The sequence below is a fragment of the Burkholderia sp. NFPP32 genome (genome assembly GCF_900119325.1).
GTDB classification, from domain to species: domain Bacteria; phylum Pseudomonadota; class Gammaproteobacteria; order Burkholderiales; family Burkholderiaceae; genus Burkholderia; species Burkholderia pyrrocinia_C.
Genome location: NZ_FPJP01000011.1, coordinates 38,168 through 62,151, shown reverse-complemented (window position 1 = coordinate 62,151; position 23,984 = coordinate 38,168). Strand labels below are relative to the sequence as shown.

18 protein-coding genes and 2 pseudogenes are annotated in these 23,984 nt (G+C 67.5%); 8 read left to right on the top strand and 12 right to left on the bottom strand.

The window, feature by feature from the left end; all coding sequences use genetic code 11:
• The first annotated feature begins 112 nt into the window (after positions 1 to 112).
• Positions 113 to 1,528 (top strand): sensor histidine kinase, encoded by a 1,416-nt coding sequence (locus BT264_RS20795; protein WP_309146464.1) that lies wholly within the window; start codon positions 113 to 115, stop codon positions 1,526 to 1,528.
• A gap of 119 nt (positions 1,529 to 1,647) precedes the next feature.
• Here BT264_RS20795 and BT264_RS20790 read toward each other — a convergent pair whose 3' ends face one another.
• Entirely contained in the window at positions 1,648 to 2,604 is a 957-nt protein-coding gene (locus BT264_RS20790; RefSeq protein ID WP_072440562.1) for a mannuronate-specific alginate lyase, read from the bottom strand.
• A gap of 147 nt (positions 2,605 to 2,751) precedes the next feature.
• Here BT264_RS20790 and BT264_RS20785 point away from each other — a divergent pair, with 147 nt between their 5' ends.
• Positions 2,752 to 2,961, top strand: a complete 210-nt coding sequence (locus tag BT264_RS20785) for a hypothetical protein (RefSeq protein ID WP_072440564.1) — start codon at positions 2,752 to 2,754, stop codon at positions 2,959 to 2,961.
• A gap of 30 nt (positions 2,962 to 2,991) precedes the next feature.
• On the opposite strand, the gene BT264_RS20780 is transcribed toward BT264_RS20785, so the two are convergent.
• Positions 2,992 to 5,097, bottom strand: coding sequence for a TonB-dependent siderophore receptor (locus BT264_RS20780; protein ID WP_072440566.1), 2,106 nt, complete (start codon positions 5,095 to 5,097; stop codon positions 2,992 to 2,994).
• A 315-nt stretch (positions 5,098 to 5,412) separates the two neighbouring features.
• Here BT264_RS20780 and BT264_RS40535 point away from each other — a divergent pair.
• Positions 5,413 to 5,760: pseudogene (locus tag BT264_RS40535) on the top strand (3-(3-hydroxyphenyl)propionate hydroxylase); the annotation flags it as partial.
• 10 nt (positions 5,761 to 5,770) lie between these two features.
• On the opposite strand, the gene BT264_RS20770 reads toward BT264_RS40535, so the two are convergent.
• A complete protein-coding gene (locus tag BT264_RS20770; RefSeq protein WP_072440568.1) occupies positions 5,771 to 6,472 on the bottom strand; it encodes a FadR/GntR family transcriptional regulator in 702 nt (233 codons plus the stop codon).
• Between the two features lie 233 nt (positions 6,473 to 6,705).
• Here BT264_RS20770 and BT264_RS20765 point away from each other — a divergent pair, with 233 nt between their 5' ends.
• The 5 genes from BT264_RS20765 to BT264_RS20745 all read left to right on the top strand — a co-directional run bounded on the left by BT264_RS20765 (position 6,706) and on the right by BT264_RS20745 (position 12,222).
• On the top strand, positions 6,706 to 8,250 hold the full coding sequence (locus BT264_RS20765) for a sugar ABC transporter ATP-binding protein (protein WP_072440571.1): 1,545 nt from the start codon (positions 6,706 to 6,708) through the stop codon (positions 8,248 to 8,250).
• Positions 8,243 to 9,274 carry an ABC transporter permease gene (locus BT264_RS20760; RefSeq protein WP_072440573.1) on the top strand — a complete coding sequence of 344 codons (1,032 nt, stop codon included), beginning with the start codon at positions 8,243 to 8,245 and terminating at the stop codon, positions 9,272 to 9,274. Before BT264_RS20765 ends, BT264_RS20760 begins: the two co-directional genes overlap by 8 nt.
• A gap of 38 nt (positions 9,275 to 9,312) precedes the next feature.
• Complete coding sequence (locus tag BT264_RS20755) at positions 9,313 to 10,260, top strand: ABC transporter substrate-binding protein (protein WP_072440575.1); 948 nt, start codon at positions 9,313 to 9,315, stop codon at positions 10,258 to 10,260.
• A 73-nt stretch (positions 10,261 to 10,333) separates the two neighbouring features.
• A complete protein-coding gene (locus tag BT264_RS20750; RefSeq protein WP_072440577.1) occupies positions 10,334 to 11,350 on the top strand; it encodes an aldo/keto reductase in 1,017 nt (338 codons plus the stop codon).
• Entirely contained in the window at positions 11,347 to 12,222 is an 876-nt protein-coding gene (locus BT264_RS20745) for an amidohydrolase family protein (RefSeq protein ID WP_072440579.1), read from the top strand. The genes BT264_RS20750 and BT264_RS20745 overlap by 4 nt, the downstream gene beginning before the upstream one ends.
• A 164-nt stretch (positions 12,223 to 12,386) precedes the next feature.
• On the opposite strand, the gene BT264_RS20740 is transcribed toward BT264_RS20745, so the two are convergent.
• From BT264_RS20740 to BT264_RS20705, 9 genes and pseudogenes are all read right to left on the bottom strand, one after another.
• Positions 12,387 to 14,345 (bottom strand): autotransporter-associated beta strand repeat-containing protein, encoded by a 1,959-nt coding sequence (locus BT264_RS20740; RefSeq protein ID WP_072440583.1) that lies wholly within the window; start codon positions 14,343 to 14,345, stop codon positions 12,387 to 12,389.
• 205 nt (positions 14,346 to 14,550) lie between these two features.
• Positions 14,551 to 16,137, bottom strand: a complete 1,587-nt coding sequence (locus tag BT264_RS20735; protein ID WP_072440663.1) for a methyl-accepting chemotaxis protein — start codon at positions 16,135 to 16,137, stop codon at positions 14,551 to 14,553.
• A 427-nt stretch (positions 16,138 to 16,564) separates the two neighbouring features.
• Positions 16,565 to 18,085: a sensor domain-containing diguanylate cyclase gene (locus BT264_RS20730; protein WP_072440585.1), complete on the bottom strand. Its 1,521-nt coding sequence runs from the start codon at positions 18,083 to 18,085 to the stop codon at positions 16,565 to 16,567.
• A 163-nt stretch (positions 18,086 to 18,248) separates the two neighbouring features.
• Positions 18,249 to 18,425, bottom strand: a pseudogene (locus BT264_RS38465) (succinylglutamate desuccinylase); the annotation flags it as partial.
• Positions 18,426 to 18,471: 46 nt separating this feature from the next.
• The gene (locus BT264_RS20725) at positions 18,472 to 19,944 is read right to left on the bottom strand and encodes an NAD-dependent succinate-semialdehyde dehydrogenase (RefSeq protein WP_072440587.1); all 1,473 of its coding nucleotides are present in this window, start codon (positions 19,942 to 19,944) and stop codon (positions 18,472 to 18,474) included.
• 88 nt (positions 19,945 to 20,032) lie between these two features.
• Complete coding sequence (locus BT264_RS20720; RefSeq protein ID WP_034182400.1) at positions 20,033 to 20,524, bottom strand: Lrp/AsnC family transcriptional regulator; 492 nt, start codon at positions 20,522 to 20,524, stop codon at positions 20,033 to 20,035.
• Positions 20,525 to 20,621: 97 nt separating this feature from the next.
• Complete coding sequence (locus tag BT264_RS20715) at positions 20,622 to 22,022, bottom strand: aspartate aminotransferase family protein (RefSeq protein WP_072440589.1); 1,401 nt, start codon at positions 22,020 to 22,022, stop codon at positions 20,622 to 20,624.
• A 160-nt stretch (positions 22,023 to 22,182) separates the two neighbouring features.
• On the bottom strand, positions 22,183 to 23,109 hold the full coding sequence (locus BT264_RS20710) for a 2-hydroxyacid dehydrogenase (RefSeq protein WP_072440590.1): 927 nt from the start codon (positions 23,107 to 23,109) through the stop codon (positions 22,183 to 22,185).
• 12 nt (positions 23,110 to 23,121) lie between these two features.
• On the bottom strand, positions 23,122 to 23,982 hold the full coding sequence (locus BT264_RS20705) for a GNAT family N-acetyltransferase (RefSeq protein ID WP_072440592.1): 861 nt from the start codon (positions 23,980 to 23,982) through the stop codon (positions 23,122 to 23,124).
• Positions 23,983 to 23,984: the final 2 nt, after the last annotated feature.

The window sequence follows — 23,984 nt, the reverse complement described above, 5'->3', positions numbered from 1 at the left end:
GATACGTGCACGAGGGTGCGCTCTGCCCGGACGCGAGTGGCAGGCTCGTGCGTGTGAGCGGAAGGATTGGACGGATCGCTTCGCCCGGCGGCGCATCCGACAAAGATGCTCGGTGAGCGGCGCTTCGCTCGGCTACGGCATTCCACACCCGTTCCAATATGGGGACGTCATGCTCAATCACTGGATTCGAAGTCTGTCGGCGCGACTGTGGGCGACGACGGTCGTTGCCCTTGCAATCAGCCTGACGGCGATCGCCGGTCTGGTTATCTACGTATTCGACCGCTATCCGGAGCAGACGCTGGGTTACCACGAGCTGACGGAGAACGTCGACAGGGTAATCAATGGACTCAGGTTCAACGAAGCCGATCGCCCCTATTCCGTCGATCTTCCCGATCGTGACGAAGGGGGCGGGTTCGATCTCGTGCCCGCGGAACTCAAATACCGTGTGCTGGATGGGCAAGGTCGAGTCCTGCTTGCGTCGATCGGAGCAAAGACAGCCGGTCAATGGCCGGTAGACGATCCGGCTGCAGCCGTCGGAAAGATAGCTTACCTGAATATCGACGGAAAGCTGTTCTTCGTCGCGACGCGGCGGGTTCTGCGGGGGCGCTCCGTGTTCTATGTGCAGACCGCAACCAGCGAACGTTTCCTGAACGCGCTGGTCGGTTCGAAAGTCAAGTCGATTCCGGCCACGGTCAAGGTCATTTTCTTCGTTATATTCATTATTTCCGGCCTGGTGCTGCCGCTTACGATCTATCGGGTGCTCAAGCCGTTGCGAGATGCGTCCGGGGCGGCCGCGCGGATAACGCCGCACCGGCTCAAGACGCGCCTTTCGGCCAGTGGCGTTCCGAGCGAGATCAAGCCGTTGATCAACGCATTCAACGACGCGCTTGAACGGCTGGAGAACGGTTTCAGGGTCCAGCAGGAATTTCTTGCGGCTGCCGCGCATGAACTTCGCACGCCGCTGACGTTGATCCGCGGCCAGATCGAGTTGCAGCCGGAGATCACAGGAAAAGACCTGCTGTTTCGCGAAATCGATCTGATGTCACGACAGGTTCGGCAGCTACTGCATCTTGCCGAAGTCAGCGAGGCGCAGAATTTCGATTTCGGCGAAGTCCGCACCATCGATGTCATGCAGGATGTCGTCGAGTATCTGGCCCGTCAGGCAGATGGAAAGCAGGTGACGCTGCGGATCGAGGAGCGTCGCGCATCGCCGCCGATCTGGGCGGACAAGGGCGCACTGTTCATCCTGCTCAAGAATATCGTCGAAAACGCGATCCATGCGTCGCCCGCCAACAGCATCGTGTCGTTGACGATCGACGACGCCTCGATCGAGGTTCGCGACGAAGGCCGCGGCATCCCGAAGGATCATCTTCCGTTTCTGTTCAAGCGATTCTGGCGCGCGCCCGATACCAGGCACGACGGCGCGGGCCTTGGGTTGGCGATATGCAAGGAAATTGCGTCGGCGCACAACTGGCGGTTGACGGTGAGCAGTCTCGCGACGGGAACGCAGTTTACCGTCTGGTTATGACGGCGCTCGTGCACCGTGCACCCCGACCAGCCGGGTCAATGCCGGGAGAGCAGGTGCGATCAGGGGCACGACACGCCCGGCGTCGCGCCGGGGGCGCGCTCTGCGAGAGCGCCCGGGACCTACGGCAGCGGCACGCCCCACGCCGCCGTCACGTCGCCGCCAAGCCGCCATTCGTCGAACGGGCGGCGCGGCGCGATGATTGCGGGCAGGCGGCGATCGCCGAAGCGCGCGTAGTACGGCTCGACCCAGCTCAGTTCGTCACGGAACGTCCACGGGAACAGGTCCTGCTTGACCGGCGTGATTTTCGTGAAGCTCGCGGGATTGTCCACCGCGTCGATCACGAGATTTGCGAGGCGGCCGATCGCGCCGTCGTTTTCGCGATAGAGGTCGATATTGCGCCGTTGCACGAGTTCCGCCGCGAACACGAGCGGCAGCAGCGCAAAGGTGTGATAGTGGAGCGCGCGGTCGCCGCGCTTGACTTCGCGCGCGAGCGAACCGTCCGGGCCGATGTCGCGAATTCCTTCGCGGACCCGCAGCAGGCCCGAATCGATCAGGCTCGCATTGCCGGTGACGGTGCCGATCGCGATCAGGTCGAGCCCCGCCCAGTACACGAGATTGTTGTGCAGGTGGTTGATCGCTTCCGCATCGCGGGTGGCGATCGCGATGCGTTCGAGCCACGGATCGATCGCGTCGAATTGCGCGCGGTTCGCTTCGCGCAAGCCGCGCGGCACGCGCAGGATCACCATTGCGAAATCCGTGCCGGCCCACGAGCGCTCGTAATAGCCCTGATAACCGGAGATATGGCCCATCAGCGCGTCCGATCGCGCCCAGCTGTCGAGAAGCGTCAATGCGCACGACCAGTCGCCGTGGCTCGCGGCCGTGTTGAGCTTCGACACGAAATCGCGCATGGGCTTCACGGCGCGCGCATAGCCGGCGGCGTCGTCGTAGTAGCCGGGTGGATCGATCGTCCGCACGGGGGTAGGTACCTCGCATGCGCGCGAAGGTGGCGTGGCGCCGAAAAGCGCGGCCACGGTGAACAACGCTGCAAATAGCGGTCGGATCGACAGATGGCGCATGAGGCCCTCGGTGGTAATGATTGTTTTGCGATGCGTAAGCGGAATGCGCGGCGGCGGCCTGACGCGATCGGTGCGAATGCATGCGATGGCAGTCTATTGTTTCGGTCTTTCATCCGCCTTTCCCGAATGTAACGGGCAGGGGCCGGGGTGGTGCTCTGTCCCGCGCTGGGCGGCGTCCCCGAGCGGCAGTTCGGTTATCCGGCCTTCGTCGCGTGTGCACGCCGCGCGAAGGCCGACCCGATGCCGCTGCTGTACATCTGCGTGTTCGTGGCCAACGCGGCGCGCTTCGTGCTGCCGATCGCGAACCTGGCGAATCTGGTGCTGTACGGCTCGCGCATGCCTGCACTCGGCGCCTGACGCGCGACGCACGCCAGGCGACCGCTTCGACTAAAACGAGTAGGAGAGCGACGCGAACAGGCTGCGCGGCGCGCCCGGCGTGACCCACAGGCTGTTGTACGAGCTGACGTAGGTGGTGCGATTGAACAGGTTGTTCAACACGACCGACGCGCGCAGGTGCTTGTCGACCTGCACATAGCCGTTCAGCTGCACGGTCGCATAGGCCGGCAGCTCGAAGCCGTCCTGCGTGTTCGCGGTGTTGCCGGCGCGGCGCCCGACATAGATCAAGCCCGTGCCGATGCCGGCCTTGTCCGCGAACGGCAGCGCGGTTTCGTACATGAGCAGCGCGCTGCCGCTCAGCTTCGGAATGTCGACGAGGCGCGCACCGGGCGTCAGCACGGCATCGCGCGTGACCTCGGCATCGACGTACGCAAGGTTGACGATGCCGCGCAAGCCGTGGCCCAGGTCGCCGTTCCATTCGAATTCGACGCCGCGGCTGCGCACCTCGCCGGCTGCGCGCGAGAAGCCGGCATTCGCCGGATCGGCGGTCAGCACGTTGCGCTTGTTGACGTAGAACGCCGCGACCGTCGCGAGCCAGCGCGTGCCGGCCCATTTCGCGCCGGCTTCGTAGCCGTGCCCCTTCTCCGGGTCGAACGCGCGGCCGTTGGCATCGGCGCCGTTGTTCGGCCGGAACGAATATGCGGTGTTCGCATACAGCGACAGCGCGGGGCTCATTTCGTATACGACGCCGATGCGCGGACTCAACGCGGTCTGCAGCTGGCTGCTCGTCACACCCTTCAGGCGGTTCTCGACCGACTGGTGGAAGCGATCCCAGCGCAGCCCGGCGAGGATTTTCCAGTGCGGCCCGAACGCCAGCGTGTCCTGCGCATAGGCACCTTGCCCGTCGTCGCGCTCGAGCAGGCTGGTCGCGGTGCGCAGCGCGGGTGCCGGCTGGCCGTAGACCGGATCGAAGATGTCGATCGCATACGGCGCGGCGGCGCTCGGCGTCGAGCGCGCGACGAACTGGTCGTAGTTGAAGCGATACGCATCGACGCCCATCACGAGCGTGTGGCCGATGCCGCCGGTGCGGAACTTGCCGGTCGTTTCGATGCGGCCTTGCAGGTCGTTCGAGTGAAACGCGACTTGCCGGTAGCGGCGCCACAGCGTGCGCCCGTCCGGCTGCAGCGCGAACGCTTCGGACGAGCGACCGGACAGGTCGGTGTCGCGCTGCGCGAAGCCGGCATTGATCGACCAGTTCGCATCGACACGGTGCTCGAGCGTGAACTGGTGGCCCGTGTTGCGCACGTCGTAGTCGCCGTCGCGCGGCTCGCCGAGGAAGCGCGATGCCGGAATCGCGCCGAGCTGCCCGTTGACCGCGACCACGCCGCGATCGAGCGGCGCGCGCTGGCGCACGCTTTCGAACTCGTAGTGGAGCGTCGTGTCCGCGCCGATGTCCCACGTGAACGACGGCGCGAACAGGTAGCGTTTGCTCGACACCGTATCGCGGAAGCTGCCGTTGTTCTCGTTCATCGCGACGAAGCGGTACGCGAGCGATTTCGTGACGGGCCCGGTCGAATCGAGCGTCTCGCGCAACGCGCCGTAGCTGCCGGCCGACACGCCGATGGTGTTCGAGCGCGCGAACTGCGGCTGCTTCGTGGTGTAGCTGATGAGCCCGCCCGGATCGCCGCGGCCGTACAGCGCGGACGCGGGCCCCTTGAGCACTTCCATGCGCTCGAGGTTGGCGGTGTCGCGCGGCACGCTGATCCCGCGGTTCCACGAGAAGCCGTTGACGAGGTAGTCGGTGCCGGACGTGTTGCCGTCGCCGGCAAACCCGCGCACCGCGTAGTTGTCCCACAGCCCGCCGAAGTTGTTCTGCCGCGCGACGCCCGCGACCCAGTCGTACAGGTCTTCGCCGCGCGTGGCGGCGACGGTCTGGGCCAGTTTCGCGTCGACGCTGCTGACCGCGAACGGGATTTCCATCACGTCCGTCTCGGTGCGCGTCGCGCTCGTCGATTCAGGCGCGCGAAACGGCGCGGTCGTGCGCTGCCCCGAGACCTCGATGGCGGGCAGCGACAACTCCTGCGCATCGGCGGCGCCCAGGCCGGCCGTGCCGACGACGATGGCCATCGGTGCGGCCGCCCAGTTCTTCCTGCTCATACCCCGTCCTTTGATGTGGTCTGCGTCCGGGCATGGCGGATGGCCTCGCGCCGACGGCTGTGTTCGAAACAGTACATTCGCGCCGGAATTTAATGAAAATGAGAGGCATTTGCAATCGTAAGTTGGTGGTGTTGCCGAGCGGGATGCGAAGCGGCCGGCAACGGGGCGTCGGCCGTCGGCGCTCGTATGACCATCCATGTCGATGAATCCCGAATTGAGGGAATTTCGTAAAACCTACGCGAGGCGTGGCGAGCCGGGAGACAAGAGGTTTTCCCGGAAAATTCGGATATGAATCGGGTAAACGAGGATCGAATCGATCGTTTCCTCGGGCTCGCGCGGTATGCGCCGGGCCTGAAGGACTACATCCTGCGGATGCGTTTCAAGCCGATGCCGAGCTATACGCGGGGCGTCGTGCTGCCGGGGGCGCTGGGCGATGCGGTCGGCGGGATGATCGCGCAGCCCGACGTCGAAACGGCCGACGGCGTGCGCCGCAAGCTCGACGACGTGCTGGGCCCGTGGTTCTCGATCGTCGGCTGGCAATGCGATCCGCAGGCGTGCCTGAGCGACGACGATCGTGCGTACTGGGCGGCGCTGGGCGCGACGTTCGTGCAGGTCAGCCGTTCGCGCAGCGGGACCGGCCGCGCAGGGCGCGCGAAAGGCGCCCGTGTGCCGGTCAATCAGGGTCCGATTTCAGGCCACCGTCGATCCATCGCGCTTCGGACGCGCGAAGATGCGCGCGGATGGCCGTCTGGGCCGCGATCGGGTCGCCGGCCTGCAGCGCGTGGAGCACGTCCTCGTGCTCCCGCACGGCGGCGGTCCAGGTCTGAGGATTCTCCGCGTGGCCGCGCATGGCCGCGGCGATCGGGTCGTGGCGGCTGTCGAACAGCTCGCCGACGAAGCGGGTGAGCACCGAATTGCCGGCGGCTTCCGCAATCAGCATATGGAACTGCCGGTCGGCTTCGACGGGCGATTTGCCGGCCTCCGCGAGCCGCTTCATGCGCTGCACCGTGCGGCGCAGGCGATCGAGCATCGCGGCCGTCATCCGCGCCGCGGCCAGCGCGGCGACGCTGCCTTCGATGGCCGCGCGTGCCTGCATCAGTTCCGACGGGCTGTCGCCGAGCGTGCCCATCGTGCCGACGCCGTCGGCCGCCGTGTCGCGCACATAAACGCCGGAGCCCATCCGGATCTCGATCTGGCCGCCGATTTCCAGCGCGATCAGCGCCTCGCGAAGCGACGGACGCGATACGCCGAGCGTCAGCGCCAGCTCGCGCTCGGGCGGCAGGCGTTCGCCGACCGCGAATTCGCCCTGGCGAATCAACGCGACGATCTGGGCCGCGACCGATTGGTAAAGCCGCTTGGGTTCTGTCGATTTCATCCGATGGATCTTGGTCAATGCACTTTCCGCGCAAGCGCGCGTCGCAAAGTCTATCACGCTCGTCGTGTCGCCCCGGACGGCAGCCCGTTCGTGCGGATGTGCGGGTTTTCACCATTGGTAAGATCGGATGTGGATATATAAATTGGCTTGACCAAAAGTGGCTGGATTGATGTAATTCATCGAAATTGGACTGACCAGGCGAAAGCGAGGTCGGCCCTTCCCTAGGAGACGCAATGGCAATGCCTCGCAATCTGCCCGGTCAGGCCGCACCGGGCGAAGCGGACCGGGAGATCCTGCGCCTGGAGGGGATTCGCAAGCGCTTCCCGGGCGTCCTCGCGCTCGACGGGATTCGCCTCGACCTGCGCCGCGGCGAGGTGCATGCGGTGTGCGGCGAAAACGGCGCGGGCAAGTCCACGCTGATGAAGATCATCAGCGGTCAGTACCTGCCCGACGAGGGCGTCGTCCACTATCGCGGCGCGCCGGTGCGGTTTCGTTCGGCCTCCGAAGCGCAGGCGGCCGGCATCGCGATCATCCACCAGGAACTCAATCTCGTGCCGCACCTGAGCGTGGCGGAGAACCTGTACCTCGCGCGCGAGCCGCGGCGCGGGCCGTTCGTCGACACGAAACGGCTCAATGCGGATGCGGCACGCTGCATCGCGCGGATCGGCCTGAACGTCGCACCGACGACGAAGGTCGGCGTGCTGTCGATCGCGCAGCAACAGATGGTCGAAATCGCGAAGGCGCTGTCGCACGACGCGTGCGTGCTGATCATGGACGAGCCCACGTCGTCGCTGACGGAGTCGGAAACGGTGCAGCTCTTTCGCATCATCGAGGAATTGCGTGCCGACGGCGTGGCGATCCTGTACATCTCGCACCGGCTCGACGAAATGGCGCAGATCGTCGATCGCGTGACCGTGCTGCGCGACGGGCGCCACATCTCGACGGACGATTTCGCCGACGTGAGCATCGACGACATCGTCGCGCGCATGGTCGGGCGGACGCTCGACGACGCGTATCCGTCGCGGCAATCGACGCCGACCGACGAGGTGCTGCTCGACGTGCGGGAACTGCGCCGCGAAGGCGTGTTCGGGCCGGTTTCGTTCACGCTTCGCAAGGGCGAGATCCTGGGTTTTGCCGGACTGATGGGCGCCGGGCGCACCGAAGTCGCGCGCGCGATCTTCGGCGCGGACCGCCCGGACGGCGGCACGATCGAGCTGCACGGCCGGCCCGTGACGATCCGCTCGCCGCGCGAGGCGATCCACCACGGCATCGCGTATCTGTCGGAGGACCGCAAGAAGGAGGGGCTCGCGCTGCCGATGCCCGTCGCGGCGAACCTCACGCTCGCGAACGTGCGCGGCATCGCATCGCGCCTGGGCTTCCTGCGCTTCGACGACGAGCTCGACGTGGCGCGGCGCTACGTGCAGGACCTCGCGATTCGCACGCCATCGGTGCAGCAGGTCGTGCGCAATCTGTCCGGCGGCAACCAGCAGAAGGTCGTCATCGGCAAATGGCTGTACCGCGGCTCGAAGATCCTGTTCTTCGACGAGCCGACGCGCGGCATCGACGTGGGCGCGAAATTCGCGATCTACGGGCTGATGGACCGGCTCGCCGCCGACGGCGTCGGCGTGGTGCTGATCAGTTCGGAGCTGCCGGAGCTGCTCGGCATGACCGACCGGATCGCCGTTTTTCACGAAGGTCGATTGACCGCGTTTCTCGACACCCAACACACCAGTCAGGAGGAGATCATGCACTATGCGTCGGGGCGTTCCCATGCTTGAAATGACATCGGATCGAAGCCAGGCCGACGAACGGGCGGCGCGACAGCGGCGGCGCGACCTCATCCAGAAGTTCGCTGCGCTGGGCAGCCTGGTCGTGCTCGTGTTCGCGTTTTCCGTATCGAGCGCGGCGTTTTTCTCGGTCGACAACCTGATGACCGTCGGCCTGCAGGTGACCTCCATCGCCTATCTCGGCGTGGCCGCCACCTGCGTGATCATCACCGGCGGCATCGACCTGTCGGTCGGCTCGGTGCTCGCGCTGGCCGGCGTCTCGTCCGCGCTGCTGGTCAAGGCGGGCGTGCCGGTGCCGGCGGCCATGGCGGCCGGGATCCTGGTCGGCGCGCTGTGCGGGTTCGTCAACGGCATGTGCGTGACGCGCATGGGCCTGCCGCCGTTCATCGCGACGCTCGGCATGATGCTCGTCGCACGCGGCATCGCGCTCCAGATCACGGGCGCACGGCCGGTATCGGATCTCGGCGACGCGTTCGGCGCGCTGGGCAACGGCGCGCTGCTGCGCATCTCGCGCATTGGCGCGGACGGGTTCCCCGACACGACGTTTCCCGGCATTCCGTATCCGGTCGTGATCATGGTCGTGCTGTTCGTCGTGGTTTCCGTGCTGCTGTCGAGAACGTCGCTCGGCCGCCATATCCATGCGGTCGGGTCGAACGCGGAGGCGGCCCGGCTGTCGGGCGTGAACGTACAGGGCGTGAAGCTCTTCACCTACGTGCTGTCCGGCGCGCTCGCCGGCGTGACCGGCTGCGTGCTGATGTCGCGGCTCGTCACCGGGCAGCCGAACGAGGGCGTCATGTACGAACTCGACGCCATCGCCAGTTCGGTGATCGGCGGCACGTCGCTGATGGGCGGTGTCGGGACGATTTCCGGCACGGCGATCGGCGCGTTCGTGATCGGCGTGCTGCGCAACGGCCTGAACATGAACGGCGTATCGAGCTTCATCCAGCAGATCATCATCGGCGTCGTGATCCTGGGCACGGTCTGGATCGACCAGTTGCGCAATCGCCGGCCCTGACCGGCAGCAGTTCCCACCAACGAGAAGCGGAGCGAGACATGAACAAATCCATCCTGCTGGCAGCATCGGCATGCCTGTTCGCGGCATGCAACAGCGGTGCGTACGCGGCGGGCGGCGAGATCGCCGTGATCGTCAAGACGGTCAACTCGAACTACTGGCAGAACGTGCAGAAAGGCGCGAAGGCGGCGCTCGACGGCGCCAAGGGCTACACGATGACGTTCCAGGGGCCCGCGGCCGAGTCCGACATCAGCGGGCAGGTCAACATGGTCGACAACGCGGTCACGCGTCATGTGGCGGGCATCGTGCTCGCACCGTCCGATCCCGATGCACTCGTGCCCGCGATCAAGAAGGCGTGGGAAGCGCACATTCCGGTCGTGCTGATCGACTCGGCGATCTCGGACACCGGCAAGCCGTATTACCAGGCATTCCTGTCGACCGACAACGAGAAGGCGGGCGCGCTGTGCGCGAAGGCGCTGATCGACCGCGTCGGGCAGTCCGGCAAGATCGCGATCATGTCGTACGTGCCGGGCGCGGGCTCCGAAGTCAGCCGCGTCGGCGGGTTCCGCAAGTACATCGCGAGCCATTCGAAGCTGCAGATCGTCGGCCCGTACTACTCGCAGTCGCAAATGGCGAACGCGCTGAACCAGACGACCGACGTGCTGTCGGCGAACCCCGACCTGAAGGGCATCTTCGGCGCGAACGAGCCGACCGCGGTCGGGATGGGCCGGGCGCTGAAGCAGTCGGGCAAGGCGGGCAAGGTGGTGGCGATCGGGTTCGACGGCAACGAGGATCTGCAGGGCTTCGTGCGCGACGGCACGGTGCAGGTGATCGCCGTGCAGGGCTCGTGGCAGATGGGGAACCAGGGCGTGCGCACGGCGCTCGACGTCGTCGAACGCAAGCCGGCGCCGAAGCTGATCGATACCGGCGTCGTGATGGTCGACAAGCAGAACCTCGATTCGGAGGCGGCCAGGAACGTCCTGTACTGAGCGGCCGCGCAAGCCGCCCGAGCGCGGGCGGCGGCTGCCGGCCATGCTTCTTTCCCGCACCCTGTCACGAATCATGAACGCAAACGATACGCGCGCATTGCCGCGCAGCGGGCTGACGGTGTCCGCGCTCGGCCTCGGCTGCTCGCAGCTCGGCGGCCTTTATCGCCCGATGTCGGCCGCCGACGCCGGCTCGCTCGTCGACGCCGCGTGGGCCGCCGGCCTGCGCTACTTCGACACGGCGCCGTATTACGGCTACACGCTGTCCGAGCGGCGCGTGGGTGCGGGGCTCGCGCCGCGCGAGCGCGGCGCGTTCACGCTCAGCACGAAGGTCGGGCGCTTGATGCGCGCCGACGCGAGCGTGCGCCCGGGCGATGACGGCTGGGCCGAGCCGCTGCCGTTCCGGCCGGTCTACGACTACAGCTACGACGGCATCATGCGGTCGCACGACGACAGCCGGCAGCGGCTCGGGCTCGCGCGGATCGACATCCTGTACGTGCACGACATCGGCGCGATGACGCACGGCGATCGTCACGCGCACTATTGGGAACAGCTGACCCGCGGCGGCGGGTTTCGTGCGCTGGACATGCTGCGTGCGGGCGGCGAGATCGGCGGGTTCGGTCTCGCCGTGAACGAATGGGAAGTCGCCGCCGCTGCGCTGAACGAAGCGGCGCTCGATGCCGTGCTGCTGGCCGGCCGCTACACGCTGCTCGAACAGACGGCGCTCGAACCGTTGCTCGACGCGTGCGGCCGTGCGGGGACGGGCATCGTGGTCGGCGGCGTGTTCAATTCCGGTGTGCTGGCCGGCAACGGCAAGTTCAACTATGCGGACGCAAGCGCCGACGTGATCGACAAGGCCACGCGGCTCGGCGTGCTGTGCAAGCGCTTCGACGTCCCGCTGCCCGCTGCCGCTCTGCAGTTTCCGTTCGGCCATCCGGCGGTCGTGTCGTGCGTGGTCGGCGCGCGCAGCGTGGCCCAGCTGCAACAGAACATCGCATGGTTCGAGCGCCCGGTGCCGGCCGAACTGTGGGCCGCGCTGCGCGACGAAGGGCTGATCGCGGCGCACGCGCCGGTGCCGGGAGCGCGCGCATGACGGCACGCGTCGACGCACATCAGCACTACTGGCGGATCGGCGCGCGGGCCGGCTGCTGGCCGCCGGCCGAACTCGATGCGATTCACCGCGATTTCGGTCCGGCCGATCTGGCGCCGCTGCTCGACGCGGCGCGCATCGACCGCACCGTGCTCGTGCAATCGCTGCCGAGCGACGCCGACACGCGCTTCCTGCTCGATCTCGCGGACGACACCCCCACGGTCGGCGCGGTGGTCGGCTGGGTCGACCTGAAGGCCGCCGACGCGCCGGCGCGGATCGCGGCCTTCGCGTCGGCGCCGAAGGCGCGCGGGTTGCGCCCGATGCTGCAGGATCTGCCCGACGATGCGTGGATCGACGATCCGGTGCTCGATCGCGCGGTCGCCGCGATGCTCGAGCATGCGCTGCGTTTCGATGCGCTGGTGATGCCGCGCCATCTCGATGCGCTGCATGCGTTCGCGCAGCGCCACCCGGATCTGCAGATCGTGATCGACCACGGCGCGAAGCCGTTCATCGAACGCGGCGAGCTGCAGCCGTGGCTGTCGGCGATGCGCGGCCTCGCGAGCCTGCCGAATCTTCACTGCAAGCTGTCCGGCCTGTGGACCGAGGCCGGGCCGTCGGCCGGCCCGGACGCCGTGCGAGCGCGCACGCGGCCTTATGTGCATGCGCTGACCGACCTGTTCGGGCCGGCGCGACTGATGTGGGGCAGCGACTGGCCGGTGCTGCGTGTCGCGTCGGCGTGCGGCGGCTACGGCGACTGGCTGGCCGCGTGCGAGGACGACTGCGCGCAGTTGCTCGGCTCCGCGGCGCTTGCCGACCTGTTCGGCGGCAACGCGCGCCGCTTCTACCGGATCGACGCCGCGCGCGGCGGCGCATGACGTCGTGAAGGCGCTCGTCGAATGCTGATCCGCCATTCGCGAGTCGCGACTCGCGGCGGCGTGCGGCCGCCCGCGCAATCGGGCTGCGAAGGAAAACCCGCGATGCAAACCCTGATGCGCGAACCGGCGGCCGGCGCCGTCGCGCGGATCGATGCCTGCGCCGGTTATGACGCCGACAGCGTGATCGACACACCCGTCGCCGTATAGACCGGCGTCGCCTTGAAGCCGTCGACCGTCACCGTCGAGAACTTCGCGGCGCCTGCTGCCGCTTCGATCAGTGCGATGGTGTCGCCGGCTTTCGGCGCATAACCGTTCACGAACTTCACGTGCAGCGTGCCGCCCGCGACGGTGAACGCACCGCCCACGCGCAGGCGTCCGCCGCCGTTGCCGTCGATGTCGAGTTCGAGCGTCGTGTTGTCGAGCTGCGTGTAGCGGGTCGCGATCGTGACGGGCGCGCCGGCCGCGATCCGGATGCCGCCGCCGGAGCCGACATACACGTCGCCGTTGCCGAACGCCATCGTGGAAGTGGCGGCGAGCGTGCCGCCGCTGACCTGCGTGCCGCCCGTATAGCTGTTGTTGCCCGCCAGCGTCAGCGTGCCGCTGCCTTGCAGCGTCAGCTTGCCGGCGCCCGCGATGTCGTTGCGCCACAGGTCGGCGGCGTTGAGGCCGCCCTTCGACGCATCCATCGCGACGGTCACGTTGCCGTTGAACGCGCCGTAGCCGTCGGCGGCGGCGAACAGGTTCAGCCGGCCCCAGCCTTCCGCATCGTCCATCACCGGGTAGCCGGACGGCAGTTCGGTGGTCTTCAGCACGACGCGCCGCTGGTCCGCGCCCAGGTACGGGAAGCGCGTCTGCAGCAGGATCTCCGCGCCCTTCGGCACGACCGGCGGCGCGCCGGTCGCGTCGATCGCGCCGAAGCCGTACGTCATGCGGCGCGTGAACGCCGCCTTGTTCGTCGCGTAGTCGGCGAACCGGTCGGTCGCCGTCGTGCCCGAGCGCGCGAATGCCGGGAAGGTCGCATCGGTCGTGCCGGTGAGCTGCTGCAGCGTCTGGTGCGCCTGGCCGTACGCGGCCTGCGCGTCGCTCGCGTACGCGGCGAGGTTGGCAGCGCTGACGGCCAGCGCGAGCATGCGGCCGCCGATCACGTCGAGCGGCGAGTGCATGCCGGCGAGGATCCGGTTCTCGCCGAGCTCGAGGCCGCGGCCGACCATTTCCTGGAAGCGCTCGGGCACGAGCCACGCCATCGTCACGGCATCGCGCATCGCTTCGGCCTGGTGGCCGCTGATGAAGCCGCCGTCGGTCGCCGGCGTCGCGCTTTCCGCGGGCACGAGTGTCGGCGCGACGACGACGCTCGAGCTCCAGCGATACGGCCGTGCATACTTGTAGAAGCGCTTCGCGGGTTCGGTCGACGCGTTGTTGCCCATCTCGTTGAGCAGGTCGACGACTTTCCCGAAACTCGCGTTGCCGCTGCTGCCGACGCCGACGTTGTTGCCGGTGTCGTTATACAGCACGGTCGTGGCATCGGTCGGCACGCTGGTGATGCTGGTCGTCTGCTGGGCCGCGGTGCGCCATGCCGCGGTGAGCGGGCCCATGCCGTCCGTCACGCTGTAGCCCTTGCCGCGCCGGTCGTCGTAATAGGCGGCGTCGGCTTGCTGCGGCGTGCGCGCGGTCGTCGCGTTGACCACGTATTGCACGTTCGCCGACAGCACCGCGTCGTTCAGGCTCGTGCCGCACGGCGTGCCGTTGCCGGGCAGCCCCGTGCAGGGGGAAGGCGAGATGGCGGGAAACGCGCCGTTGGCCGGCGCGGTCACGCCGGCATCGACGAGCATCGTCGACGGCTGCCACAGGTCGAGGAAGCGGCTCACCACGCGCACGGCGGCGTTGGTCGACAGCGTTGCATAACGGGCGTCGCCGCGCTGGTTGGTCGCGACGTTGTCGACGAACGCGGGCACGCTCGGAACGGGCGCGCTGTCGACGAAGCCGGGGTCGGCCGGCGGTGCCGGGACCGCGGCGTCCGTCGAGCTCGTTGCGACGACATCGTCGCCGCCGCCGCAGGCAGCCAGTAGGATCGCGGTCGACAGCGCTGCGACGTGCAGCGGGAGACGGCTCGGTGACGCAAGCATGCAAACTCCATCCTGAGGGTAGAAGACGGAGCATTGTGGTGGCCGATCGTGACGCGACGGTTACGAAACCGCTTCACGTCATTCGGCGCGATCGAGCGCGTCCCGCTTTCGGGGAATGATGTTTAGTCTGTTTTCCTAAACGGGACGGGTGTCGGAAGCAAAGTGTGTGTCAGCAACGGTGCGACGCGCCGACGCGCCGACGCGGCTACGCGTGCGATGCGCTCGCCTCCAGCCGGAACAGGGATACCGACTCGGCAAGCTGATTTCCCTGTTCCTCGAGCGACTTCGATGCGGCGGCGGCCTCTTCGACGAGCGCCGCATTCTGTTGCGTGACTTCATCCATTTGCGTGATGGCCAGGTTGACCTGCTCGATGCCGCGGCTCTGCTCGCTCGATGCCGCCGCGATCTCGCCCATGATGTCCGTCACGCGCGCCACCGCCTGCGTCACCTGGCCCATGGTGTCGCCCGCATTGTGCGCGAGACGCGAGCCGTCCTGGATCTTCTGGACCGATTGCGTGATCAACTGCCGAATTTCCTTCGCGGCGGTCGATGAACGTTGCGCGAGACTTCTCACTTCGCTGGCCACGACCGCGAAACCGCGGCCTTGTTCACCCGCGCGTGCCGCTTCCACGGCCGCATTGAGCGCGAGGATGTTCGTCTGGAACGCGATCCCTTCGATCATCCCGGTGATCTCGGCGATTTTCGACGAGCTGTCGCTGATGTCCGTCATCGTTTCGACCACCAGGCCGACCACGGTGCTGCCGCGCTGCGCGACTTCCGATGCGTTATTGGCCAGCGAGCTTGCCTGCTGCGCATTGTCGGCGTTCAGTCGCACGGTGGACGTCAATTCTTCCATGCTGGATGCGGTCTCCTGCAGCGACGCGGCCTGCTGTTCCGTGCGCGACGACAGATCCTGGTTGCCGGACGCGATTTCGCTCGCGCCCGTCGCGACGTTGCCGGACGCGATGCGGACCTGCGAAATCAGGCGCACCAGATTGGCCTGCATTTCGCGCATGGAGGCCAGCACGCTGCCGCGCGGCGCGTCGACGGTGGCGGACCCGGCGGCGAGGTCGCCGCCGGCGATGCGCTGCGCGATGTCGCTGAGCGTGGCCGGCTCAGTGCCGAGCGAGCGGGTCAGCCCTCGCACGATGATGACGCCCGCCGCCACCGCGCCCGCGACGGCGGCGAGGCAGATGACGATGAGCAGCACCCGTCGCGACGCATAGCGGTCTTCCGACTCTTGCACCATCTGCACGGCGCGTTCGCGCGTGTACACGATATAGGCCTGCGATGCGTCGACCAGCTGCGCCAGAAGCGGTCGGCATTGTTCGTTCATCATCGTGACGGCCTGATCGCGCCGGTTGTTCAGCGCGGCGTCGACGATGGCCCGTGCCACCGGGCCGTACCTTGTCTCGATCTGGTCGATCTGCCGCACCAGCTCGCGTGCCTTGTCGGTCGCGTCGGTGCCTTCACCTACGGCGTTCTTGAGTGCGGCGATTCGTGCGCTGACGTCGCGGTCGGCCTGCAGCGCTGCTTCCTTCTCGATCTCCAGGTCGCGTGGCGTCGTCACGAGCACCAGGTTGCGCGCCGCGATGGCGCGCCGATCGACGGCGACGCGTACCTTGGCTGCCAGTTCCGCGCGAGCGTTGATGCCATTGACATAATTCGCGAATACCGCGTTCGCGTTGCTGAGCGATACGATGCCGAGGAACGAAACGAGCAGCACCACGCACGTCAGGAAGCCAAACGTAAGGGTGAGTTTCGTGCGAACCATCAACTGTTTGTTATGCATCATTCAGGATCCGTTGTGTCGATATTGGGTAGCGTTCCTTATTATCGGATTGGTTAAAGAAGGATTTAGGGGGCTTGAAGAACGCAATCGTTTGCGGGTTGAGAAACTTCGAAATGGTCAAGAACGCACTATTTAGAGCGTTCTCGCGAGAGGTTTTTTACTTCAGACGTTATCGAGTGCGTGATTTCGGAAGCGATGCCGTCACGAAATTGACGCCATCCGTCCGGAAAACCATGAGGTCGTCGATCGACGCGGGCCCGAAAGCCCGGAACGGCAGGTGTCACGTTCCGGACGCGAAGCCGCCGGATTGCCGGAACCGGTGAATGGCGGCAGCGGTACGATCGCGCGGCCGGCGATCGGTGTGCTGCATTACCGGGCGAGACGGACGCCGAAAGGAAAAAGCGCCCGCGGTCGACCGCAACGGCCCTCACGCCGATTGCGCAAACGATCCCGTGTCGCCGCGGCACACGCGGTTTCTACCGTGACGCTTCGCCGTATACAGCGCGAGGTCTGCCTGATGCGTGAGCGCGTCGATGGACGCCGGGCGTGCGCGATGCCCGGTCGCGTATCCGATGCTCACCGTAAAAGCCGGAACCGTCTCGGCGAATCCGGCGAGCTGGTTGCGTTCCACTTCGGCGCGAATGGCCTCGGCGACCTTCGCGGCGCCGCTTTCATCCGTATCCGGCAGCACCGCGACGAACTCTTCGCCGCCGTAGCGCGCGGCGATGTCGGCGCGCCGCCGCGTGTGAGTCCGGATGCATTCGGACAGGAATCTCAGTGCCGTGTCACCCTGCGCATGCCCGTATCTGTCGTTGTACTGCTTGAAGTGGTCGGCATCGATGAACAGCACCGACAGGCTGCCTTCATTGCTGCGCTGGAGTCGCTTCCATTCGTCGGCCAGCGCGACGTCGAGCGCGCGGCGGTTGTGCAGGCCCGTCAGCGGATCGGTGCGGGTGAGATCGGTCAGCAACGTCTGCTTGCGAAGATTGTCCCGCAATGCGAATGCGAGCAGCCAGACGACCGCGCAGAAGAGCGCGCAGATGAACGAGGCCGACACGCCGACCGACCATGACATGCGCGTGAAGCCGGCCAGCACGTCGCGCTCGGCAGGGGCGACGACGGCAATCAGCGGGGTGCCGGGCACCCGCTGGAACGTATAGAGCCGCAAGGTTCCGTCGATGCGCGAGTAGGCCGCATAGAACCCTGATTCCTGGTTCAGCATGCGATCGAAGACCTTCGATCGGCTTAGGCGGACCATCTGGTGGTCGCTCAGCGGCGGATTTCTGGCCAGGATGGTGCCGTCCGTGCGCAGGATCGCGCTGATGCCGTTCGGCCCGACGTTCAATCGGGCAAGCAACTGATCGAAGTACGCGAGGTCGATGGCGACAACCGCGATCCCGTTGAATGTGTGGTCCGGCCGTTCGACGCGCCGGGACAGCGCGATGGACTTCGTGCCGTTGCGCGAGCGCGCGCGATAGGCCTCCGATACGTAAAGGCCGACGTTCGCCGCGTCGCGATGGACCTTGAAGTAGTCGCGATCGCCGAAGTCCCAATGGTGAGTCGGCCCGCAACACCCGTCGATCAGGCGGCCGTTCTGGTCTGTCACGCCCATGCCGGTCACGTATTGCGCGGCCGCGCGCTGGAACAGCAGATCGTGCCGAAGCCCGGCGTCCATGTGCCTGACTTCCGGCTTGCCGAGATCGGATGCGAGTGCGCTCAGTGCGTTGTTGGACGTTTCGACGGTCCGCGCGATCTCGCTGACCAGCACGGCGGCGACGTTGCGCGAAGTCTCGTGCGCGTGCTCGACGACGCCGCTTCTCATGGCCCACAGCGTCATCGCGCTGATGCTCAGCGCGGCGAGCGACATCAGTGTGCCGAGCGCGCCGACGACAAGATGGTTTCGTCCCGCCCAGTCGGCGATTTTCTCGATGGAAGTGGATGCGGACATGCTCGCGCTCGTGGGGGAAGCCAGGTGCGATGACCGAGGCTGCGCTGAAATCCGGGTTAACGGCAGGTATGCGAGGAAATGGAGGTCTGCATGCGAAGCGAATCGGCGCGGCGTTGCCGCAAACGTGTGCGGCCGCCGCGCCGGTCGGGTTGAAGCCGATCCGTCAGACGGGCGCTGCGGATTCGTCGACGAGCCGCCCGAGCCGGACGACGGTGACGCCGGGCCGCAATTGCCGCAGCGACGGCATCACGAGCACGCAGTCGGGATACGGCGTCACGACGGGAACCTCGTTCGACCGGCCGATCACGGTGCCGGCGTCCGGGAAATGTTCGAGCCCGGTAGGGTTGCCCAGGTCGACGAAGCGCGTCGTGTCGGGCCGTGCGCGATCAGTCGAGCCCGCCCTGGCACAGGTACTTGATCGACAGGTAGTCGTCGAGGCCGTAGCGCGAACCTTCGCGGCCGTAGCCCGATTCCTTCACGCCGCCGAACGGCGCGGCCTCGCTCGCGAGCGCACCTTCGTTGATGCCGACGATGCCCGTTTCGAGCCGCGCCGACACGCGTGCGATGCGCCGGACGTCCTGCGTGTAGAAATACGCGGCGAGCCCGAACGGCGTGTCGTTCGCGGCGCCGACGGCTTCATCCTCGGTATCGAACGGAAACAGCGCGGCGACCGGCCCGAACGTCTCCTCGCAACCGAGCTGCATGCCGGCGGCCGCATCGGCGAGCACGGTCGGCGCGTAATAGTTCGGTCCCAGTTCGGGCAGGCGCCTGCCGCCCGTCAGCACGCGGGCGCCGCGCTCGAGCGCATCGTCGACATGGCGCGCGATCTTGTCGACCGCGCGCGCGTTGATCATCGGGCCGATCTGCGCGGCAGGGTCGGTTGCCGGGGCAACTTTCAACGCGCCGACCCGCGCGGCGAGCTTCGCGGCGAAGGCGTCGTAGATTCGGGCCTGCACGTACACGCGGTTCGGCGACACGCATGTCTGGCCGCCGTTGCGGAACTTGGCGGCCATCAGTCCGTCGACGGCGGCGTCGAGCTCGGCATCGTCGAACACGATGAACGGCGCATTGCCGCCGAGCTCGAGCGACAGCTTCTTGAGCGTCGCGGCCGATTCGCGTGCGAGCAGCTTGCCGACGGGTGTCGATCCCGTAAACGTGATCTTGCGCACGCGGCCGTCGGCGAGCCAGTCGGCCACCGCGTCGATGCCGTGCTCGCGCGATGCGGCGATCACGTTCAGCACGCCGGGCGGCACGCCGGCTTCCTGCGCGAGGAACGCCAGCGCGAGTGCCGTGAGCGGCGTGTCCTCGGCCGGCTTCGCGACGACCGTGCAGCCGGCCGCGAGCGCGGGCGCGATCTTGCGCGCGATCATCGCGAGCGGGAAATTCCACGGCGTGATCGCGGCGACGACGCCGATCGGCTCCTTGACCGCACTCAGCCGCTTGCCGCGCTGCTGTTGCGGAATCAGGTCGCCGTAGGTGCGGGTCGCTTCCTCGGCAAACCACAGCACATACGACGCGCCATACGCGACTTCGCCGCGCGCTTCGGCGAGCGGCTTGCCCTGTTCGCGCGACATCAGTTTCGCGAGATCGTCGGTGTGCGCGACGATCGCCGCATGCCATGCGCGCAGGACCGCCGCGCGTTCGCGGGCCGGCGTCGCGCGCCACGCGGGCAGCGCGCGCACGGCCGCGTCGGTCGCGGCACGTGCGTCGGCCGCACCGCTGTCGGGCACGTCGGCCACGCGTTCGAGCGTCGCCGGATCGGTGATCGTGAAGCGACGGCCGTCGAGCGCGTCGCGCCACGCGCCGTCGATCAGGTTTGCACTGCGAACGAGTTCGGTGCGGGAGAGGGTAAGTGACATGTCAGATCCTTGGATGAGGGCGGCTCGACGGCGGCAGGCGGGCGCGTCGCGTCGACGGGCGTACGGCGTGGCCGCCGCCCGCCGCTCGTCAGTGCCGTTCGCCGAACAGCGATTCGAGCGGGTAGTGCCGCTTGACGAACGGCGACTTGATGATCACGTAGCTGAAATACTTCTCGATGCCGATGTTCTGCTCGAGCAGCCCTTCGACGATCGTCTGGTAGTGGCTCACGCTGCGCGTGACGAACTTGAGCAGATAGTCGTAGCCGCCGCTCGCGAGATGGCACTCGACGATCTCGTCGACATCGCGGATCGCCGCGACGAACCGGTCGAAGTCCTCGCGCCGGTGGTCGGCGAGCGTGACCTCGGTAAACACCACCTGCACGTCGCCGAGCTTCTCGAGCTGGATGTGCGCGCCGTACCCGGCGATGTAGCCGGCTTTTTCGAGCCGCTTCACGCGGATCAGGCACGGGCTCGGCGACAGCCCGACCGCATCGGCCAGTTCGACGTTGGTCATGCGCCCGCGCTTCTGCAACTGGGAAAGAATGCGCAGGTCGATCCGGTCTAGCTTGCTGTCCGTCATGTTCGCGTGAGAAGGCAGAAATGGAATGTCCGGTTACTTTAGAGTCGAACGGTAGCCGCCACAAGTCCGGCTTTCCCTCGCCCGCTTCATGCCCGCGTCATGCCGGCTGCGCGTGGGCGGCGTCGAGCGCGCGCTGCACGCCCGCGTCGGCCAGCACGTCGTCGAGCGTCTTGCGCACGCGTTCGAACATCAGGTCGAACTCGCCCGCGGTGAAGCTCAGTGCCGGCGCGAAACCGAGCACGCCGTCGCCGAATGCGCGGAACACCACGCCGTTCGCGTACGCGGCGGCGGCGATCTTGTCGGGCAGGTTCAGCGCCGGGTCGATGCGCGTCTTGCGAGCCTTGTCGGCCACCAGCTCGAGCGCGCCGAGCAGGCCGACCGAACGGGCGTCGCCGACGAGCGGATGCGCGCGCAGCGCATCGAGCCCCGCGGCGAAACGCGGCGCCATCGCCTGGCCGTTCGCGAGTAGCCCGCCTTCGTGATAGAGCTTCAGCACTTCGAGGCCGATCGCGGCGCTGACCGGATGCGCGGAATACGTGTGGCCGTGCCCGACCACCGCGGTGTCGGCGCGGCTGCCCGCGATACCTTCATAGATTTCGTCGGACATCAGCACCGCGCCCATCGGCGCATAACCGGCCGTCAGCCCTTTCGCGACGGTCATCAAGTCCGGATCGAGCTGCTCGGTCTCGCACGCGAACAGCGGGCCGGTGCGGCCGAAGCCGGTAATCACCTCGTCGGCGACGAACAGGATGCCGAGGCGCCGGCATGCGTCGCGCATCGCCTTCAGCCAGCCCGCGGGCGGCACGATCACGCCGCCGGAGCCCTGTACCGGCTCGCAGAAGAACGCGGCGACGTTGTCCGCGCCGAGTTCCGCGACCTTCGCTTCGAGCGCGGCGACGGACGCGGCGATCAGCGCCTGCGGATCGTCGCCGAGCGGGTGGCGATACGGGTAGGGCGACGGAATGTGGTGCTGGTCGGCGCGCGGCAGATCGAAATGGCGATGGAACGCGGGCAATGCGGTGAGCCCGGCGCCGATCGACGACGAGCCGTGATAGCCGCGCTCGAGCGCGATCATATGCTTCTTCGACGGGCGGCCGGTCGCGTTGAAATAGTGCGTGATGAAGCGCACCGCGGAATCGACGGCGTCCGAGCCGCCGAGCGTGAAGTACACGCGGTTCAGCGACGCGGGCGCGAGCGCCGCGAGCCGCTCGGCAAGCTCGATCGCGGGCTGCGATCCGAAATGGAAATAGCCGGTTGCGTAGGGCAGCTTCGCCATCTGGTCGGCCGCGGCCTTCACGATGCTGTCGCGGCCGTAGCCGACGTTCACGCACCACAGGCCGGAAAACGCGTCGAGCAGCGTGTGGCCTTGCGCGTCGCGCAGGAACACGCCGTCGGCGGAGTCGAGCACGGTGACGCCGCGCGTCTCGTGCGTACGGTAATTGACGACCGGATGAATCAGGTGTTGACGATCGGCTTCGATCAGCGCGGAGTAGGTCATGGCAGGGCGGGACTCTCGTTGGGTGTCAGCGTGAGTTCATGCTACCGGGCGGGAAATCCGCACGCGTCTTCAATTTCCCGCTTGAAACGTATGGATACGGCGTTTGCACGGGGCGCTTCGGCATTTTCTGCTGCACGCCCCGCCGGGCCGGGCGCGCGCGTCAGTAACCGCGCATGCGATCGACGACGCCGATCATCGGCTGGCCCGCGCGATGGCGCGCGAGGTTCGCGAGCACGGCATCGACCGCGGTATCGGGCCGCGTCGCGCTCGCGATGTGCGGCGTGATCCGGATGCGCGGATGGGCCCAGAACGGGTGTCCGGCCGGCAAAGGTTCGGGGTCCGTCACGTCGAGGATCGCGCTGTCGAGGCGGCCGCTGTCGAGCGCGGCGAGCAGCGCGGCCGCGTCGAGCTGCGGGCCGCGACCGACCTGCACGAGCGACGCGCCGGCCGGCAGCGCGTCGAACACGCGCGCGCCGAGCAGCCCGCGCGTGCCGTCCGTCAGCGGCAGCAGGCAGATCAGGATGTCGGTGCGGGCCAGGAACGCATCGAGCGCCGCGTCGCCCGCGTAACAGTCGATGCCGTCGAGCGTGCGCGGCGTGCGGCTCCAGCCGGCGCAAGGGAAGCCGAAGCGCCGCAGCGTGTCGAGCACGGCCTGCCCGAGCGTGCCGAGCCCGAGCACGCCGACGCGTCGGGATGCGGCCGCGCGCACCGGCCGCTCGTGCCATGCCTGCGCGCGTTGCTGCGCCGCGTAGTCGAACAGGTCGCGATGGATCGTCAGCACGGCCTGCGTCACATACTCGACCATGCCGTCGACGATGCCGGGCTCGATCATCCGCACGACCGGAATGTGCGCGGGCACGCGCGACAGGTCGAATTGATCGATGCCGGCGCCGACCGAAAACACGATCTCGAGGTTCGGCAGCAGCGCGACCGGATCGTCGGGCGGCTGCCATGCGGCGAGGTAGCGCACCGCGCGCGGATCGCCGATGTCCGGCCAGATCCGGAACGCGAGATCGGGCGCCTGTTGCGCGAAGCGCTGCGCCCATTGTGCGCCGCGCACCGGGTCGGCCTTGTAGAGGAAGCTCATCGTGCGTGCCGCTCAGCCGAGCGCCTGGTTGACGATGGCGAACGCGCGCAGCGCCGGATCGCGCGCGGGCGCCGCACCGCGCGCCATCGCGACGACGGTATCGACGCGCGGCAGGCCGAGCCCCTGCAGCCAGTCCGACAGCCCGCTGTCGCCGGGCACGTCGACGCGCACGAACATGCCTTCGTGCAGCGCGAGCCAGTGGCTGATCAGCGCCTGCGCGCGCAGCGCGTCCGGTGCGATCACCGGGCCGATCGCATGGCCGCGGCCGAAACGGCGAAACAGCGCGAAGCCGAGCAGTTCGCCGTCGCGATCGAGCGCGATCCCGTTGGCGACGCCGAGCAGCGCATCGATCACCGCATCGCGCGGGTAGCCGGCCGCGCGCGCAGCGAGCGCCGCGAGTCGCGGGCCGTCGTTGGTGCCGAGCGGCCGCAGCCGCTCGCCGGGCGGCAGCGAAATCAGCGGCGGCTGGAACGCGGCGCCCTGGTGCTGGTCGATCGTGCCGATCGCACCGAATCCGAACTTCACGTAGAGCGGCTCGCCGGCCGGCGTCGCATGCAGGAACACGGTCCGCGGGCCGAGGCTGTCGACGACGCGCGCGAGCAGTTCGCGGCCGATGCCGCGGCCCTGGCGCTCGGGCGACACGATCACCATGCCGAGCGATGCGTGCGACTCGCCGAAGCGCCAGCCGAGCGCGGTGCCGACGATGCCGGATTCGTCTTCGGCGACGAAGCCGCTGCCGAGCTGGAGCGCGAAGCGCCAGTCGTCGAGCCGGTGCGGCCACTTGACCGCCTCCGACAGCCGGTGCGCGGCGGGCAGGTCGGTTTCGGCGAACGGGCGATAGGTAAGCGTGCTGGAAGAATTGAGGTCGGCCACGC